Below are 14,926 nucleotides of genomic sequence, written 5' to 3'. Positions count from 1 at the left end.
CGGCGGCGAGGCGGGCGGCGACGCCCCGCGCGTCCGCCTCGGCGGCGAGCCGGTCGCGCAACCGCGCGTCGCTCAGGCCGAGGTCGCGGCGCATCGCCGCCGCCATGCCCGGCGCGATCGTCGGCCCGCCGGGCGGCGGGGACGCCGCGACGGCGGTGGGAAAGGCCAGGACCAGCGCCGTTCCGGCGCCCCATGAGCGCCGGAAGGCCGCGGTCCGAAAGAGGGAAATCATCCAGTCTCCTACGGTGTGAACGCCCGTTTGCCGCGCTCAACCTAGGAACGCCCGCGATTCCCCGAAACCGGGAAAACCCTTGCCCCTCCGCTAAGGGGTGACGTAGAGGTGGACGAACAGCCCGTCATGCCGGCACGTCAGCCGCCTTTCCAGCCCGCGCGCGTTCTCGAGGGCGCGATCGGGGTCGTGAACGAGCACGACCAGCGCGTCGCAACTCGGGTGCGCCGCGTAATAGGGGAAGTCGTAGGCGACCTCCTCCGCCAGGAATTCGGTGTCGGCGCCCGCCCGGACCGTCCGGGGCTGGACCGCGACGCGTTCGGCGCGGAGCAGGAAATCGCCGCGCGGCCTGGCGCCGAGCCGGTCGGGAACCACCTCCCGCACTTCGACGTCGTCGAAGAACGCGTTGAGCAGCGCGTGGACGGCGTCGTGGAAATCGACGGCGTCCCGGACGGCGAACGGCCGCCTGCCCGGCATCCGTCCCTGCAGCGGGGCGAGGAACCTCGGGAAGTTGCGGCACAGCCGTTCGAGCAGCGCGATCCCCGTCCCGGACGGGCCGCCGACCATCGGCTCGACCTGGGACAGGATCTGCCGCTGCCGGAAGATCCGGTCCTGGAACGCCTCCTCGAACGTGTGCATCACTTCGGCGTACCACGCGTGATAGGCGTCGGCGAGTCCGTGGATTTCGCGGGCCTGCGTCCGCGGCGCCGCCCGTTCGAGGTCATAGCTCTGTTCGATCAACGCGGCGATGCGGCCGTGCAGGACGGACGCATTGTTCATCAGCATGGCGGGGTCCTTTGCTCCACGGGATGGGTCGCGGCGGCGCCGCCCGGCGGGAGGTCCCGCGCGGGCCGGACGCGCCCTCGATCGGGGAGACGGGCACGGCGATCCTTTTCTTTCCCCGACCGGGTCCGCGCCTGCGTGCCGTCCCACGGGTCTCCCTCCGAGTACGACGGCCACGACCCCGGCCGATTACAGCCGCGTCCCTTTCGCCGGCGCGCGGCCCCTCGGAACACCGGTCGCACGGGCGCGGCGCGGGTCGTCCGGAGAACTTCTTTTCGGTGAGCCGTAATCGGCGGGCGAGTTCCCGGTCTCTCCCACGTGCCTCTTCCCCTCGCGGCACGTCGAGCCCCGCAGAACGAAAGGCGAAACCCCAGATGCATTCACCACGCCTCGCCCGCTGCGCGATCACCGCGGCCGGCGCCCTGGTCCTGCCTCTCCTGACCGTGTCGCCCGCGGTCGCGGAGGGGCCGATCCTGAACGCCCAGGCCGCGCGGCCCGTCAAGGGCAGCTACATCGTCACCCTCAAGAACACCCCGGCCCTGCGGCAGCAAGGCGTCAGCGGCAGGGCGCAGCACCTGACCCGCGAGTACTCGGGACGCGTGGGGTTCGTCTACTCCCGCGCCGTCAGCGGCTTCCAGGCGCACCTCAGCGAGAAGAAGGCGCGGCAGCTCGCGGCCGACCCCGCCGTCGCCTCGGTCGAGCAGGACGCGCTCTCGACGGCCACCGACGTCCAGTCGAACCCGCCGTCCTGGGGCCTGGACCGCGCCGACCAGAAGACGCTGCCGCTCAACCACAGCTACGCCTACGGCACCAAGGCGTCCAACGTGACGGCCTACATCCTCGACACCGGGATCTCGACGTCGCACACGGACTTCGGCGGCCGCGCCAGCTCCGGATACGACTTCATCGACAACGACGGCGACGCCAACGACTGCAACGGCCACGGCACTCACGTCTCCGGGACGGTCGGCGGCGCGACCTACGGGATCGCCAAGGGCGTCAAGCTGGTCGGTGTCCGCGTTCTGGACTGCAACGGCAGCGGGCCGAACTCGGGCATCATCAAGGCCATCGACTGGGTGGCCGCCCACGCCGCCAAGCCGGCGGTCGCCAACATGAGCCTCGGCGGCGGCGCCAGCGCGGCGGTCGACGCCGCGATCGAACGCGCCGTCTCCGCCGGAGTGACCTTCGCCGTCGCCGCCGGCAACGACAACGCCAACGCGTGCAACACCTCGCCGACCCGCGCCCGCGGCGCGCTCACCGTCGGCGCGACCACCTCCACCGACGCCCGCGCCTCGTTCTCCAACTACGGCTCGTGCCTGGACCTGTTCGCGCCCGGCTACCAGATCACGTCGACGTGGATCGGCGGACGAACTGCCACCAACACCCTGTCGGGCACCTCGATGGCCACCCCGCACGTCACGGGCGCCGCCGCCCTGGTCCTGGCCGCCCACCCGACCTACACCCCCGCCCAGGTCGGCTCCGCGCTGACCTCCGCCGCGACCGCCGGCGCCGTCACCAACCCCGGCAGCGGCTCGGCCAACCGGCTGCTGTTCACCGGCTCCGGCGACAGCGTCACGCCCACGCCGCCCGGATCGTCCCCGACCCCGACCCGGCCGAACCCCTCCCCCTCCCAGCCGGCCGACGACTGGTGGACGCAGTTCTGGAAGTGGCTGAACGGCCTGAACAACGGCGGCTGGTAACCGCGCCGCACTCCCCCTCGCCCGGCGCCGGCCCCGCCGTCGTGCGTCCTCCGGTGCGGTGGTCTCCAGACGGGGACGGTCGCACGTCCTCTCGTCCGGGGGCCAACGGCCCTGCCGGTGGACGGTCGCGGGCGCTGGACTGGGCGAGGGCGGCGCGACGGCCGCGCGACCGGATGAGGAGTGACGATGGACGAGCGGGAGACGGCGCGGGGCGTCGTCGTGGGATGGGACGGGTCGGCGCAGGGCGAGACGGCGCTGCGCTGGGCGACGGACGAGGCGCGGAGGCGGAAAGCGCCGCTGACGGTCGTCCACTCCTGGGACGTCTATGTGGGTCCGTGGAGCACCGCGATCGTGTTCCCCGTGACCGACGTCGAGACGGCGGCGCGGGGGCTGCTGGCCGAGGGCGTCCGGCACGCCCGCGAGGACGTGGCGGACGTGCGCGGCGTCCTCGGCCGCGGCACCCCGGCGGAGACCCTGCTGAAGGCCGCCGAGCACGCCGACCTGGTCGTCGTCGGGTCCCGGAGCCACAGCGCGGTCGGGGACCTGGTGACGGGCTCGGCCGCCGCCGAGGTCGCGGCGCACGCGCCGTGCCCGGTCGTGGTCGTGCGCGGCCCGCTGGAGGTCGGCGGGTCCGGGACGCCGGGTCCGGTGGTGGCCGGCGTGGACGGTTCGCCCGCGTCGCTGGAGGCGGTCGGCGTCGCGTTCGCCGAGGCGGCGCTGCGCGGCGTCCCGTTGGAACTGGTGCTGGCCTGGCCGCGTTCGGTCCGCCCGGACCCGGCGCCGCTGGTGGACGCGGACGGCCTGCGCGACGTGGCCGAGGAGCGGCTGTTCCGCCTGGCGGCGCCGTGGCGGGAGAAGTACCCGGACGTGGCCGTGCGCGCCGACGTGGTGGACGGCTCCCCGCGCGACGTCCTGCTGTCGGCCGCCGAGCACGCCGCGCTCGTGGTCGTCGGGACGCGCGGACGCGGCGGGTTCCGCGGCCTGCTGTTCGGCTCGGTCAGCCGCGCCCTGCTGGACCACGCGCCCTGCCCCGTCGCCGTCGCCCACGCGGCCGACTCCTGAACGACGGCGGTGCCCCCGGCGGTTCGCCGGGGGCACCGCCGTTTCTCCGGCGAGGGTCGCGGATGGTCGTGCCGAACCGCACGTGTTCCCCGGACATCGGACGGGACCCCGGTGCCGTGTCCGGCCCGGGGTCCCGAGGAACGCGGGTCAGTCGGCCGTGAGATCGCGGCGCTCGAACAGGACCGCGCCCGCGGCGAGGGCGAGCAGGCCGAGGACGGTCAGGACGATCCCGGCGACCGGCGCGTACGGCTCGGCCGGGACGGCGGCGAGGTGGTGGAACGGCGACAGGTCCATCGCCCGCTCCGGCCAGTGCAGCGCCGGGCCGACCATCTCCGCGACGTAGGCGGTGACCGTCAGCGTCACCGGCGCCGCCACCGTGGCGCGCGGACGCGCCCCGAAGACGAGCACCGCGAGGCCGGCGGCGAGGACGACCACGGGCAGCGGGTTGCACGTCGCGGCGAGCGCCCCGCCGAGGCCGACGTGCGCGCCCGTCGCCGTCGCGCCCGCCCAGACCGCGACGCCGGACGCGCACGCCGTCAGCGCGGCGCCGGCCAGCGTCAGCGCCGCGTGGCCCGCGAGCCAGCGCCGCCGCGTCACCGCGCGGACGAGCACGTGCTCCAGCCGTCCGGACGCCTCCTCCGTCCGCGCGGCGCCGATCCGCCAGCACGCGTACAGCGCGATCAGCAGCCCGAGCACGACGCCCATCAGGCCGACGAAGCCCGCCGCCGCGTCGGCGGCGTCCCAGCCGATGTCGGCGAGCATCTGCCGCGTCCCGGCGTCCTTGGCGACGAACCGGGTGAACGTCGTCGTCATCGCCCCGATCAGCACGGCGTAGGCGCAGATCCCGGCCGACCAGCCCGTCGTCATGGCCGCCGTCGTGCGCCAGGCGAAGGCGAGCGGCCCGCCGAGGAACCGGGTGCGGGGACGGCGCCGGTCCGCCGCCGCGATGAGGGCGCCGCCTGCGTCGCGCGCCGTGCGCAGCCGGACGGCCGCCAGCGTCAGCAGGACGGACGCGGCCACCGGCGCCGCCAGCGCCGCCCAGTCCGGGTCGCCGCCGTAGGGGTGCAGGGCGTCCAGCCAGCCGAACGGCGTGAACCAGCGCAGCCGGGCGCGTCCGTCGGCGCCGTTGGCGACGATGCGGAGCAGGTAGGCGGCACCGAAGACCGCCGCCGCTCCCGCCGTCGCCCGGCCTCGCGTCGGCCAGACCTGCGCGCAGACCGCGGCGATCCCGGCGCACGTCGCCCCGAACGCGGTGATGCCGAGCCCGAACAGGACGGACCCGCCCGTCCCGGCGCCCGCCGCGGCCAGCGTCACCGCCAGCCCCGCGCCGACCACCGCGACCGCGCCGACGACCACGAGCACCTGCGCCGCGAGGACGCGCGTCGCCCGGACCGGCGCGGCGAGCACCAGGTCGGCGCGTCCGGCCTCCTCGTCGCCGCGCAGCAGCCGGGTGACGGTGAGCAGCACCCAGACGCCGGTCACGAGGGCGAGCAGCCAGCCGATGTCCCAGACGACGAAGCCGCCCGTGGTGCCGATCGCGTGCGGGACGCCCTGGAGCATCCGGACGGTCGGGTCGTCCTCGAACGCCGCCAGCCTGCCCCGGGACGCGGCGTCCGGATAGGTCCGCACGAACGTGAGGGCGTCGATCGCCGCGTACAGCGCGGTGGCCAGTGCCAGGAGCAGCGCGCCCCGGCGCACCAGCCGGACGGTCAGCCGCGCGACCCGTGTCCCGGCCCCGGCGGCCGTGACCGGCACCGCGTTCGGGCCGACGGCCGTGACGACGCCGCTCACCGGGCGTCCTCGTAGTAGCTCAGGAAGATCTCCTCCAGGGACGGCTCCCGGCTGCGCAGCCGCACCAGCGGATACGTGCTCAGGCGCGCGAGCACCGGTCCCGGCGGCCCGGAGACCGACACGCGCAGTCCCCCGTCGATCGGCTCCACGGCCGTGACGCCGGGGACGCCGGCCAGGTCGGCGGTGCCGGGCACGGGGCCGGCGAGCAGAGCTTCGAGGACCGTCCCGCCGAGCGCGCGCAGGGTCGCCAGTTCGGCGACCTCCACCAGACGGCCCGCGCGCAGGATCCCGACGCGGTGGCACACGTCCTGGACCTCGCCGAGGATGTGGGACGACAGCAGCACCGCCTGGCCCCGCGCCGCCGCCTCCCGTGCCAGCGCCTGGAACTCGGCCTCCATCAGCGGGTCGAGGCCGGAGGTCGGCTCGTCCAGCAGCAGGACGTCCGGGCGGGTCATCAGCGCGGCGATCAGCGCGAGCTTCTGCCGGTTGCCCTTGGAGTAGGCGCGGACGCGCAGGCCCGGGTCGAACCGGAGGCGTTCCACCAGCTCGTCGCGGAAGGCGGCGTCGACCCGTCCGGACAGGTCGCCGAGGTAGGCGAGCGTCTCGGCGCCCGTGAGCTGCGGCCACAGCGCGACCTCGCCCGCGACGTGCCCGACGTGCCGGTGCGCGCGTTCCACGTCGTCCACCGGCACGTCCATGAGCCACGCCCGGCCGCCGCTCGGCCGCGCCAGCCCGAGCAGCATCCTGATCGTGGTGGATTTTCCGGCCCCGTTCGGGCCGAGGAAGCCGAAGATCTCGCCGCGCCGCACCTCCAGGTCGAGGCCGTCCACGGCCACCACCGGGCCGAACCGTTTCGTGAGCTTCTCGGTGCGGATCGCCGGACCGTCCATCGGTGCACCTCCCGTCGTCTCCCCGCCGACGTTAGGAGCGGGCCGGGCTCCCGGGCAGTGCCGAAAGTCCCGCGTCGGTGGCGTGCAGGTAAGCGCGGGCGTGGGCGATGGCGGCGGGGGTGCCGGGGAAGACCAGCCCGTCGCGGCGGAGGTGTTCGGCCGTGCGCAGGGTGGTCAGCACCTGGTCGTGGACGGGGTCGACGCCCGACAGCAGGACCAGGATGCCGCGCTGTTCCAGGCGTGTGATGGCGTCCCCGAGGACACCGGCGCCGGTGGCGTCCAACGTGGTGATCCGCGACATCCGCAGGATGACCACACGGACGTCGGCGACCTGCGACAGCTCCAGCAGGAAGCGGTGCGCGGCGGCGAAGAACAGCGGGCCGTCCAGCCGGTAGGCCACGATGTGCTCGTCCAGCAGGGACCGCTCCTCGGCGGTGTGGTCGCCGGCCGGGAGGGGGACGGGCTGGAGCCGGGCGGTGCGGGCCAGGGCGCGCAGCGCCAGCACGACCGCCGCCGCGACACCGACGGCCACGGCGGTGATCAGGTTGAACGCCACGGTGACGGCGAAGGTCAGCACGAGCACCGCGCCGTCGCGGCGGGTGGCGCGGGCGAGGGCGGCCAGGGAGCCGACCTCGACCATCCGGACGGTGGTGGCCAGCAGGACCCCGGCCAGCGCCGCCAGCGGGATGCGGCCGACCAGGCCGCCGGCGGCCAGCACGATGACGGCGAGCACGCCCGCGTGAGTGAGGGCGGCCAGCCGGGAACGGGCTCCGGCCCGGACGCTGACCGCGGTGCGGGCGATCGCGGCGGTGGCGGGCACCCCGCCCAGAACGGGGGCGGCGAGGTTGGCGATGCCCTGGCCGAACAGCTCACGGTCCGGGTCGTGTTCCTCCCCGACGCTCATCGCGTCGGCGACCGTGGCGCACAGCAGGCTCTCCAACGCGGCCAGCGCCGCCACGGCCAGCGCCGACGGCAACAGCGCGGTGACCGCGCCGGGGTCGACGAAGTCCAGCGACGGGACGGGCAGCCCGGCGGGCAGCGCGCCGATCCGCGCGACGTCCAGCCCGGCGGCCTCGGCGGCCAGGGTGGCGATCGCGACGCCGGCCAGGGAGAACGGGACGCCGGGTCGCCACCGGCCGCCGATCAGCATCAGCGCGGCGACGCCCACCGCCATGGCCGGAGCGGCGGCGGTGGGGTGGGCGGCGAACCGGGCGGCGGCCTCGGTGGCGGCCCGCCACACCTTCTCGGCGTGGACGCCGGTGATCCCGAGCGCGGCGGGAACCTGCTGCAACGCGATCACCACCGCGATCCCTGCGGTGAAACCCTCGATCACGGGAGTGGGCAGGAAGGCCGCGAGGCGGCCGACCCGCGACACCGCCGCCACGATCAGGATCAGTCCGGCCAGCAGCCCCACCAGCAGCACGCCCCGCGTCCCGTACCGGGCGACGATCGGCACCAGCACCACCGTCATCGCGCCGGTCGGTCCGGACACCTGGAGGTTGCTGCCGCCGAAGATCGCGGCCAGCGCTCCGGCGACCACCGCGGTGACCAGACCGGCGCGGGCGCCCAGCCCGGAACTGATCCCGAACGCCAGCGCCAGCGGCAGCGCCACCACCGCCACGATCAGCCCGGCCACCAGGTCCCGGCCCCACGACCGCCGGACGATCCGCCAGTCGGCACGTCCCGGCAGCAGGCGCGCCGACCGCACGGCCAGACCGCGCAGGCGGGCCCGGTCGCTCATGCGCGCTTCCCACACGCTGGCGCGGTCCGCGCATCGGCCGGCAGGTCGGTCGGGATCCGCCGGGCCGCGCGCATCAGCTCCGACACATCGGCGCCCGCCGTTCACGCGCGCGAGCCGGACGGCCCGACTCACCCACGGTCTCTTCGGACCGGTCCTCGACCTGACGGCGGCCCGCTTCGTCCGCCCGGCCGACCGACGCGTCGTCACCGCCCGCGGTCGCTCCCAGCTCCCGCGACAGGCTCTCAAGGTCGCCGCCTCCGCCGCCGTACTTCAACCTGCGCGCGACCTTCGCCTGCTTGGCCTTCGCCCGACCACGTCCCACGACCGGCCCCCTCGCTCCCACCGTCCGATGAGTTGCGATCATAGCCAATTGCTTAATTCGTAAAGTCATTGAGTCGTGTGGGATCGCGCACACGAGGAGCCTCAGCCGGCGCCGGCCTGCGGGGAGTCGGGACCGCGGGGCCCCACCGCGGACCAAAGGCCCTGTCGGCGCGGTTCGCCGGACGTCGAGCATGGGCACGACGGCGCGCGTCCCCGGGCGCCGACCGGGCAGTCAACCAGTAGGGATCTTGGCGACATCCGTCGAAGGGGCCATCCGATGACGCTGAACGACGACGAACTGAAGCGGCTCGACGCGTACTGGCGCGCGGCGAACTACCTGTCGGTGGGCCAGATCTACCTGATGGCGAATCCGCTGCTGCGCGAGCCTCTGCGGCCCGAGCATGTGAAGCCGCGCCTGCTCGGGCACTGGGGCACCTCGCCCGGTCTCAACCTCTGCCACGCCCACCTCAACCGGGTGATCAAAGCCCGCGACCTCAACATGATCATGGTCGTCGGGCCGGGGCACGGCGGTCCGGCGGCGGTCGCGAACGCGTGGCTGGAGGGGACCTACACCGAGCTGTATCCGCACGTCACGCGGGACGCGCGCGGGATGGAGCGGCTGTTCCGGCAGTTCTCCTTCCCCGGCGGCGTGCCGAGCCATGTCGCGCCCGAGACGCCCGGGTCGATCCATGAGGGCGGCGAGCTCGGGTACTCGCTGGCGCACGCCTACGGGGCCGCGTTCGACAACCCGGACCTGGTGGTGGCGTGCGTCGTCGGGGACGGCGAGTCCGAGACCGGGCCGCTCGCCGCGAGCTGGCACTCGACCAAGTTCGTGGACCCGGCCGGCGACGGCGCGGTGCTCCCGATCCTGCACCTCAACGGCTACAAGATCGCCAACCCGACGATCCCGGCCCGCATCCCCGAGGACGAGCTGCTGCGCCTGCTGGAAGGGTACGGGCACCGTCCGATCGTCGTCGCCGGGGACGAGCCCGCCGCCGTCCACCGCGCGCTCGCCGCCGCCCTGGACGACGCCCTGGACGAGATCGCCGCCATCCAGCGCCGTGCCCGCGAGGACGGCGCGACCGACCGTCCGCGCTGGCCGATGATCGTCCTGCGCACGCCGAAGGGTTGGACCGGGCCGAAGGAGGTCGACGGGCTCCCCGTCGAGGGCACGTGGCGCGCCCACCAGGTGCCGGTCACCGGCGTCCGGACGGACCCCGGGCACCTGGCGCTGCTGGAGGACTGGCTGCGCTCCTACCTTCCGGACGAGCTGTTCGACGCCGACGGCGTTCCGGTCCCCGAGCTGCGGGAACTGCCGCCGTCGGGGACCCGCCGGATGACCGCCAGCCCGCACGCCAACGGCGGCCTGCTGCTGCGCGACCTGGAACTTCCCGACTTCCACGCCTACGCGGTCGAGGTGGCGTCCCCCGGCCGCGCGACGGCCGAGGCGACCCGCGTGCTCGGCGCGCTGCTGCGCGACGTGATCGCCGCCAACCCCGACGACTTCCGGATCATGGGCCCGGACGAGACCGCCTCCAACCGGCTCCAGGCCGTCTTCGACGTCACCGACCGGGCGTGGAACGCGGCGCGGCTGCCGGGCGACGACCATCTCGCGGCGCACGGCCGGGTGATGGAGGTCCTCAGCGAGCACCTGTGCCAGGGCTGGCTGGAGGGCTACCTGCTCACCGGGCGGCACGGCCTGTTCAACTGCTACGAGGCGTTCATCCACATCGTGGACGCCATGTTTAACCAGCACGCCAAATGGCTGGAGACCAGCCGCGCGATCCCGTGGCGGCGACCCGTGGCGTCCCTGAACTACCTGCTCACCTCGCACGTGTGGCGGCAGGACCACAACGGCTTCTCCCACCAGGACCCCGGGTTCCTGGACGTGGTGATGAACAAGAGCCCTGAGGTCGTCCGCGTGTACCTGCCGCCGGACGCCAACACGCTCCTGTCGGTCGCCGACCACTGCCTGCGCTCCCGCGACTACGTGAACGTCATCGTCGCCGGAAAGCAACCCGCACTGACCTACCTGACGATGGACGAGGCCGTCCGGCACTGCACGCGCGGCATCGGGATCTGGGAGTGGGCGTCCAACGACGAGGGCCTCGACCCGGACGTCGTGCTGGCCTGCGCGGGCGACATCCCGACCCTGGAGACCCTGGCGGCCGTGTCCCTGCTGCGCGAGCACCTGCCGGAGCTGAAGGTGCGGGTCGTCAACGTCGTGGACCTGATGCGGCTGCAACCCGACACCGAACACCCGCACGGACTGTCCGACCGGGAGTTCGACACTCTCTTCACCACCGACCGTCCCATCATCTTCGCCTTCCACGGCTACCCCTGGCTCATCCACCGCCTCACCTACCGCCGCCACGGCCACCACAACCTCCACGTGCGCGGCTACAAGGAGCGGGGAACGACCACCACGCCGTTCGACATGGTGATGCTGAACGACCTGGACCGCTTCCATCTGGTCATGGACGTCATCGACCGGGTCGACGGCCTCGGCGGACGCGCCGCGCACCTGCGCCAGCGGATGGCGGACGAACGGCTGCGCGCCCGCGCGCACACCCGCCTGCACGGCGAGGACCCGGCCGCCGTCCGGGACTGGACGTGGCCGGAGGCGGGCCGGTGACGCGCGTCCTGGTCGTCAACGCCGGGTCCAGCAGCGTCAAGCTGTCCCTGCTCGACCACGACGACACCGTGCTCACCAGCGCGTCCCGGCCCGCGCGCGGCGGCGAGCTGGACCCGGACGCGCTCGCGGACGTGCTCGCGTCCTGCCCGCCGCCGGACGCGATCGGGCACCGGGTCGTCCACGGCGGGACCGAGTTCACCGCGCCCGTCGTGCTGGACGACCACGTCCTCGGCCGCCTGCGGGCGCTCACCGACCTCGCCCCGCTGCACCAGCCGCAATCGCTGGCGGGCATCGAGGCCGTCGGCGGGCTGCTGCCCGGCACGCCCGCCGTCGCGTGCTTCGACACCGCGTTCCACACCACGCTGCCGGAAGCCGCCGCCACCTACGCGCTCCCGGCCGCCTGGCGCGAGCGGTACGGGATCCGCCGCTACGGGTTCCACGGCCTGTCGCACGCCTACGCGTCCCGGACGGCGGCCCAGGCGACCGGACGATCCCGGATCATCGTCGCCCACCTCGGCGCGGGCGCGTCCCTGTGCGCGGTGCGCGACGGACGCAGCGTCGACACCACGATGGGCTTCACCCCGCTGGAAGGCCTGGTCATGGCGACGCGGTCGGGCAGCGTCGACCCCGGCCTGCTGCTCTGGCTGATCACCCACGCGGGCCTGGATCCGAACACCGTGGCCGACGGCCTGGAGCACGCCTCCGGCCTGGCCGGGCTCGCGGGAACCGGCGACCTGCGCGACCTGCTGGACCGCGACGACCCCGCCGCCGGGCTCGCGGTGGACGTCTACCTCCACCGCCTCCGGGCCGGCATCGCCGCGATGGCGGCGTCCCTCGGCGGCGCCGACGTCCTGGTCTTCACCGGCGGCGTCGGCGAGCACGCCCACCAGATCCGGTCCCGCGCGGCCGACGGGCTGGAGTTCCTCGGCATCTCCCTGGACCCCGGCCGCAACGCCGCCGCACGTCCCTCCGGTGTGACCGAGATCAGCGCTTCCGGCGCGTCCGTCCGCACGTTCGTCGTCGAGGCCCGCGAGGACCTGGAGGTCGCCGCCGGGACCCGCCGCGCCCTCGCGGACCGGAAGCGCCGATCATGACCGGTCTCCGCGTCCGCGCGAGCGCTCCCGGCGAGGCGGCGGTTCCGGAGGCGCTGACGGTCACGGCGGCCGGGGTGCTCGACGCGACGGCGGCGACGGCCCGGCTGGCGTCCCGCGCCGGCGGGCTGACCGAGGCCGAGGCCGCCCGGCGGCTGCGCGCGTACGGGCCGAACGCGGTGCGGTCGCACCGGGCGCGGGCCTGGGCGGTGCTCGGACGGCAACTGCGCTCGCCGCTGCTCGTCCTGCTGCTCGGCACCGCGTGCGCGTCGTTCTTCCTCGGCGAGCGGGGCGACGCCGTCATCATCGGCGCCATCCTGGCCGCGTCGGTCGGGCTCGGCTTCGGCAACGAGTACCGGGCGGAGCGGGCCGCCGAGTCCCTGCACGCTCGCGTCCGGCACCGCTGCGTCGTCCACCGCGGCGGACGGCCGGTGTCGATCGACGTCACCGACCTCGTGCCGGGCGACGTCGTGGAGATCCGGCTCGGCGAGGTCGTGCCCGCCGACCTGCGGCTCCTGGACGTCACCGGGCTGGAGTGCGTGGAGTCCGTCCTGACCGGCGAGTCGCTGCCGGTCGCCAAGTCCACGGCGCCCGTCCCGCCGGGGACGCCTTCGGCCGAGCTGACGTGCTGCGCGCTGATGGGCACCGTCGTGCACGCCGGGTCCGGACGCGGCGTCGTCGTCGCCACGGGCGGACGGGCCGAGTTCGGGCGGGTCGCCGTCGCCCTCGGCGAGCACCGGCCCGAGACCGAGTTCCAGATCGGGCTGCGCCGCTTCTCGATGCTCCTGGTCCGGGTCGCGGCCGTCCTGACGGGCGCGATCTTCGCGATCAACCTCGTCCTGCACCGGCCGCTGCTGGACGCGCTGCTGTTCTCCCTGGCCATCGCGGTCGGGATCTCGCCGCAGCTCCTGCCCGCCGTCGTCTCCACGAGCCTGGCGGCGGGGTCCCGCCGGCTCGCCCGGCGCAAGGTGCTGGTGAAACGGCTGGTGTGCATCGAGGACCTCGGCGACGTCGAGGTCCTGTTCACCGACAAGACCGGCACGCTCACCGAGGGACGGATCGCGCTGCTGCACGCGGCCGGCGCGGACGGGCACACGTCCGACACCCCGCTGCTGCTCGGCATGCTGTGCAACGAGGCCACCGTGGACGACGGCCGCGCCACGGGCGGCAACCCGCTCGACACCGCGATCTGGGACGCCCCGGCCTCGGCCGCGCTCCGGGCGCGGGCCGGGACGTACCGGCGCGTCGCCGCGCTCCCCTTCGACCATGAGCGGCAACTGGCGTCGGTGCTGGTCGAGGACGCCGACGGGAACCGGCGCGTCATCACCAAGGGAGCGCCGGAGGTGCTGCTCGCGCGCTGCGCCGATGTCCCCGATGCCCTGCGCGCGGCGCTGGACGCCGAGTTCGCCGCCGGGAACCGGGTGATCGCCGTCGCGTCCCGGGCCGTCCCGGCGGCGCACGCCGCGCTGACGCCGGACGACGAGCACGACCTGGCGCCCGACGGCCTGCTGGTGTTCTCCGACCCGCCCAAGCCGTCCGCCCGCACGGCCCTGGACCGCCTCGCCGGGCTCGGGATCACCGTCAAGGTGCTCACCGGCGACAATCCGGTCGTCGCCGCGAAGGTCTGCGCCGACCTCGGGCTGCCCGTGACGCGGGTCGTCACCGGCGCCGACGTGGACGCCGCCGACGACGCGCGGCTCGCCGAGCTGATCGCGACCGCGACCGTGTTCGCGCGGGTCGGCCCCGAGCACAAGGCCCGCATCGTCGCGGCGCAGCGGCGCACGGGCGTGGACGTGGCGTTCCTCGGCGACGGCGTCAACGACGCGGTCGCCCTGCACGCCGCCGACGTCGGGATCTCCGTGGAGTCCGGCACGGACGTGGCCAAGGACGCCGCCGACGTCGTGCTGCTGGAGAAGGACCTCAACGTGCTCGCCGACGGCGTGACCGAGGGCCGCCGTATTTTCGCGAACACGATGAAGTACGTGCTCATGGGGACGTCCAGCAACTTCGGCAACATGTTCAGCGCCGCCGGGGCGTCGCTGTTCCTGCCCTTCCTGCCGATGCTCCCGTCGCAGCTCCTGCTCAACAACCTCCTTTACGACGCCAGCCAGCTCGCCATTCCCACCGACACGGTCGATCCCGAACGGCTCGCCCGTCCGGCGCGCTGGGACGTCCCCTTCATCCGCCGTTTCATGACCTTCTTCGGGCCGATCAGCTCCCTGTTCGACTTCGCGACGTTCGGCCTCCTGCTGTGGGGCTTCCACGCGGGGCCGACGCTGTTCCGCACCGGCTGGTTCGTGGAGTCCCTGGCCACCCAGACCCTGGTGATCTTCGCCGTCCGGACGCGCCGGATCCCCTTCTTCCGCAGCCGCCCGAGCGTTCCCCTGCTGCTCTCGGTGTTCGGGGCGGTCGGCGCCGGCGTGCTGCTGCCCGTCCTGCCGTTCGCCCGGGACCTCGGTTTCCGGCCGCTGCCGGGCACGCTGCTGCTGCTCCTCGTCCCGCTGCTGGCGGTCTATTTCGTGCTCATCGAGATCGGCAAGCGCGTCTTCTACCGGGCCGCCGCGCGTCCCGTCCCGGCGACGCGCCCGCGCCGGACGGGTTATCGCGTCCACCGCCGCGCCGCGCGCTTCACCCGGTGACCGCGCCGAGGACCTAGGTCCCACGGCCGTGAGCCTTTCGCACC

At 74.4% G+C, this 14,926-nt stretch carries 10 protein-coding genes; 5 read left to right on the top strand and 5 right to left on the bottom strand.

From position 1 onward, the window contains the following. Positions 1-322 precede the first annotated feature (322 nt). Complete coding sequence (locus BTM25_RS23665; RefSeq protein WP_103565169.1) at positions 323-1,015, bottom strand: PD-(D/E)XK nuclease domain-containing protein; 693 nt, start codon at positions 1,013-1,015, stop codon at positions 323-325. A gap of 371 nt (positions 1,016-1,386) precedes the next feature. On the opposite strand from BTM25_RS23665, the gene BTM25_RS23660 reads away from it, so the two are divergent. Both BTM25_RS23660 and BTM25_RS23655 read left to right on the top strand, forming a co-directional pair. Further along, positions 1,387-2,712 (top strand): S8 family peptidase, encoded by a 1,326-nt coding sequence (locus BTM25_RS23660; RefSeq protein WP_103565168.1) that lies wholly within the window; start codon positions 1,387-1,389, stop codon positions 2,710-2,712. Between the two features lie 186 nt (positions 2,713-2,898). Continuing rightward, the gene (locus tag BTM25_RS23655; protein ID WP_103565167.1) at positions 2,899-3,774 is read left to right on the top strand and encodes a universal stress protein; all 876 of its coding nucleotides are present in this window, start codon (positions 2,899-2,901) and stop codon (positions 3,772-3,774) included. Positions 3,775-3,921: 147 nt separating this feature from the next. Here BTM25_RS23655 and BTM25_RS23650 read toward each other — a convergent pair whose 3' ends face one another. From BTM25_RS23650 to BTM25_RS23635, 4 genes are all read right to left on the bottom strand, one after another. After that, positions 3,922-5,565, bottom strand: a complete 1,644-nt coding sequence (locus BTM25_RS23650; protein ID WP_103565166.1) for a hypothetical protein — start codon at positions 5,563-5,565, stop codon at positions 3,922-3,924. Further along, the gene (locus BTM25_RS23645; RefSeq protein ID WP_103565165.1) at positions 5,562-6,455 is read right to left on the bottom strand and encodes an ABC transporter ATP-binding protein; all 894 of its coding nucleotides are present in this window, start codon (positions 6,453-6,455) and stop codon (positions 5,562-5,564) included. Before BTM25_RS23645 ends, BTM25_RS23650 begins: the two co-directional genes overlap by 4 nt. A 31-nt stretch (positions 6,456-6,486) precedes the next feature. Continuing rightward, the gene (locus tag BTM25_RS23640; RefSeq protein WP_103565164.1) at positions 6,487-8,196 is read right to left on the bottom strand and encodes a SulP family inorganic anion transporter; all 1,710 of its coding nucleotides are present in this window, start codon (positions 8,194-8,196) and stop codon (positions 6,487-6,489) included. 73 nt (positions 8,197-8,269) lie between these two features. Continuing rightward, the gene (locus BTM25_RS23635) at positions 8,270-8,518 is read right to left on the bottom strand and encodes a DUF3073 family protein (RefSeq protein WP_103565332.1); all 249 of its coding nucleotides are present in this window, start codon (positions 8,516-8,518) and stop codon (positions 8,270-8,272) included. Positions 8,519-8,794: 276 nt separating this feature from the next. On the opposite strand from BTM25_RS23635, the gene BTM25_RS23630 reads away from it, so the two are divergent. From BTM25_RS23630 to mgtA, 3 genes are read left to right on the top strand one after another with little or no spacing between them, the layout of a single operon-like run. Next, a complete protein-coding gene (locus BTM25_RS23630; protein WP_103565163.1) occupies positions 8,795-11,152 on the top strand; it encodes a phosphoketolase family protein in 2,358 nt (785 codons plus the stop codon). After that, positions 11,149-12,246 carry an acetate/propionate family kinase gene (locus BTM25_RS23625; RefSeq protein WP_103565331.1) on the top strand — a complete coding sequence of 366 codons (1,098 nt, stop codon included), beginning with the start codon at positions 11,149-11,151 and terminating at the stop codon, positions 12,244-12,246. Before BTM25_RS23630 ends, BTM25_RS23625 begins: the two co-directional genes overlap by 4 nt. After that, positions 12,243-14,882 (top strand): magnesium-translocating P-type ATPase, encoded by a 2,640-nt coding sequence (mgtA, locus tag BTM25_RS23620; RefSeq protein ID WP_103565162.1) that lies wholly within the window; start codon positions 12,243-12,245, stop codon positions 14,880-14,882. The genes BTM25_RS23625 and mgtA overlap by 4 nt, the downstream gene beginning before the upstream one ends. Positions 14,883-14,926 lie beyond the last annotated feature (44 nt).

It is taken from the genome of Actinomadura rubteroloni (genome assembly GCF_002911665.1).
Classification (GTDB): Bacteria; Actinomycetota; Actinomycetes; order Streptosporangiales; family Streptosporangiaceae; genus Spirillospora; species Spirillospora rubteroloni.
The sequence above is the reverse complement of the archived record's forward strand: the minus strand, read 5'-3'. Positions and strand labels throughout refer to the sequence as shown.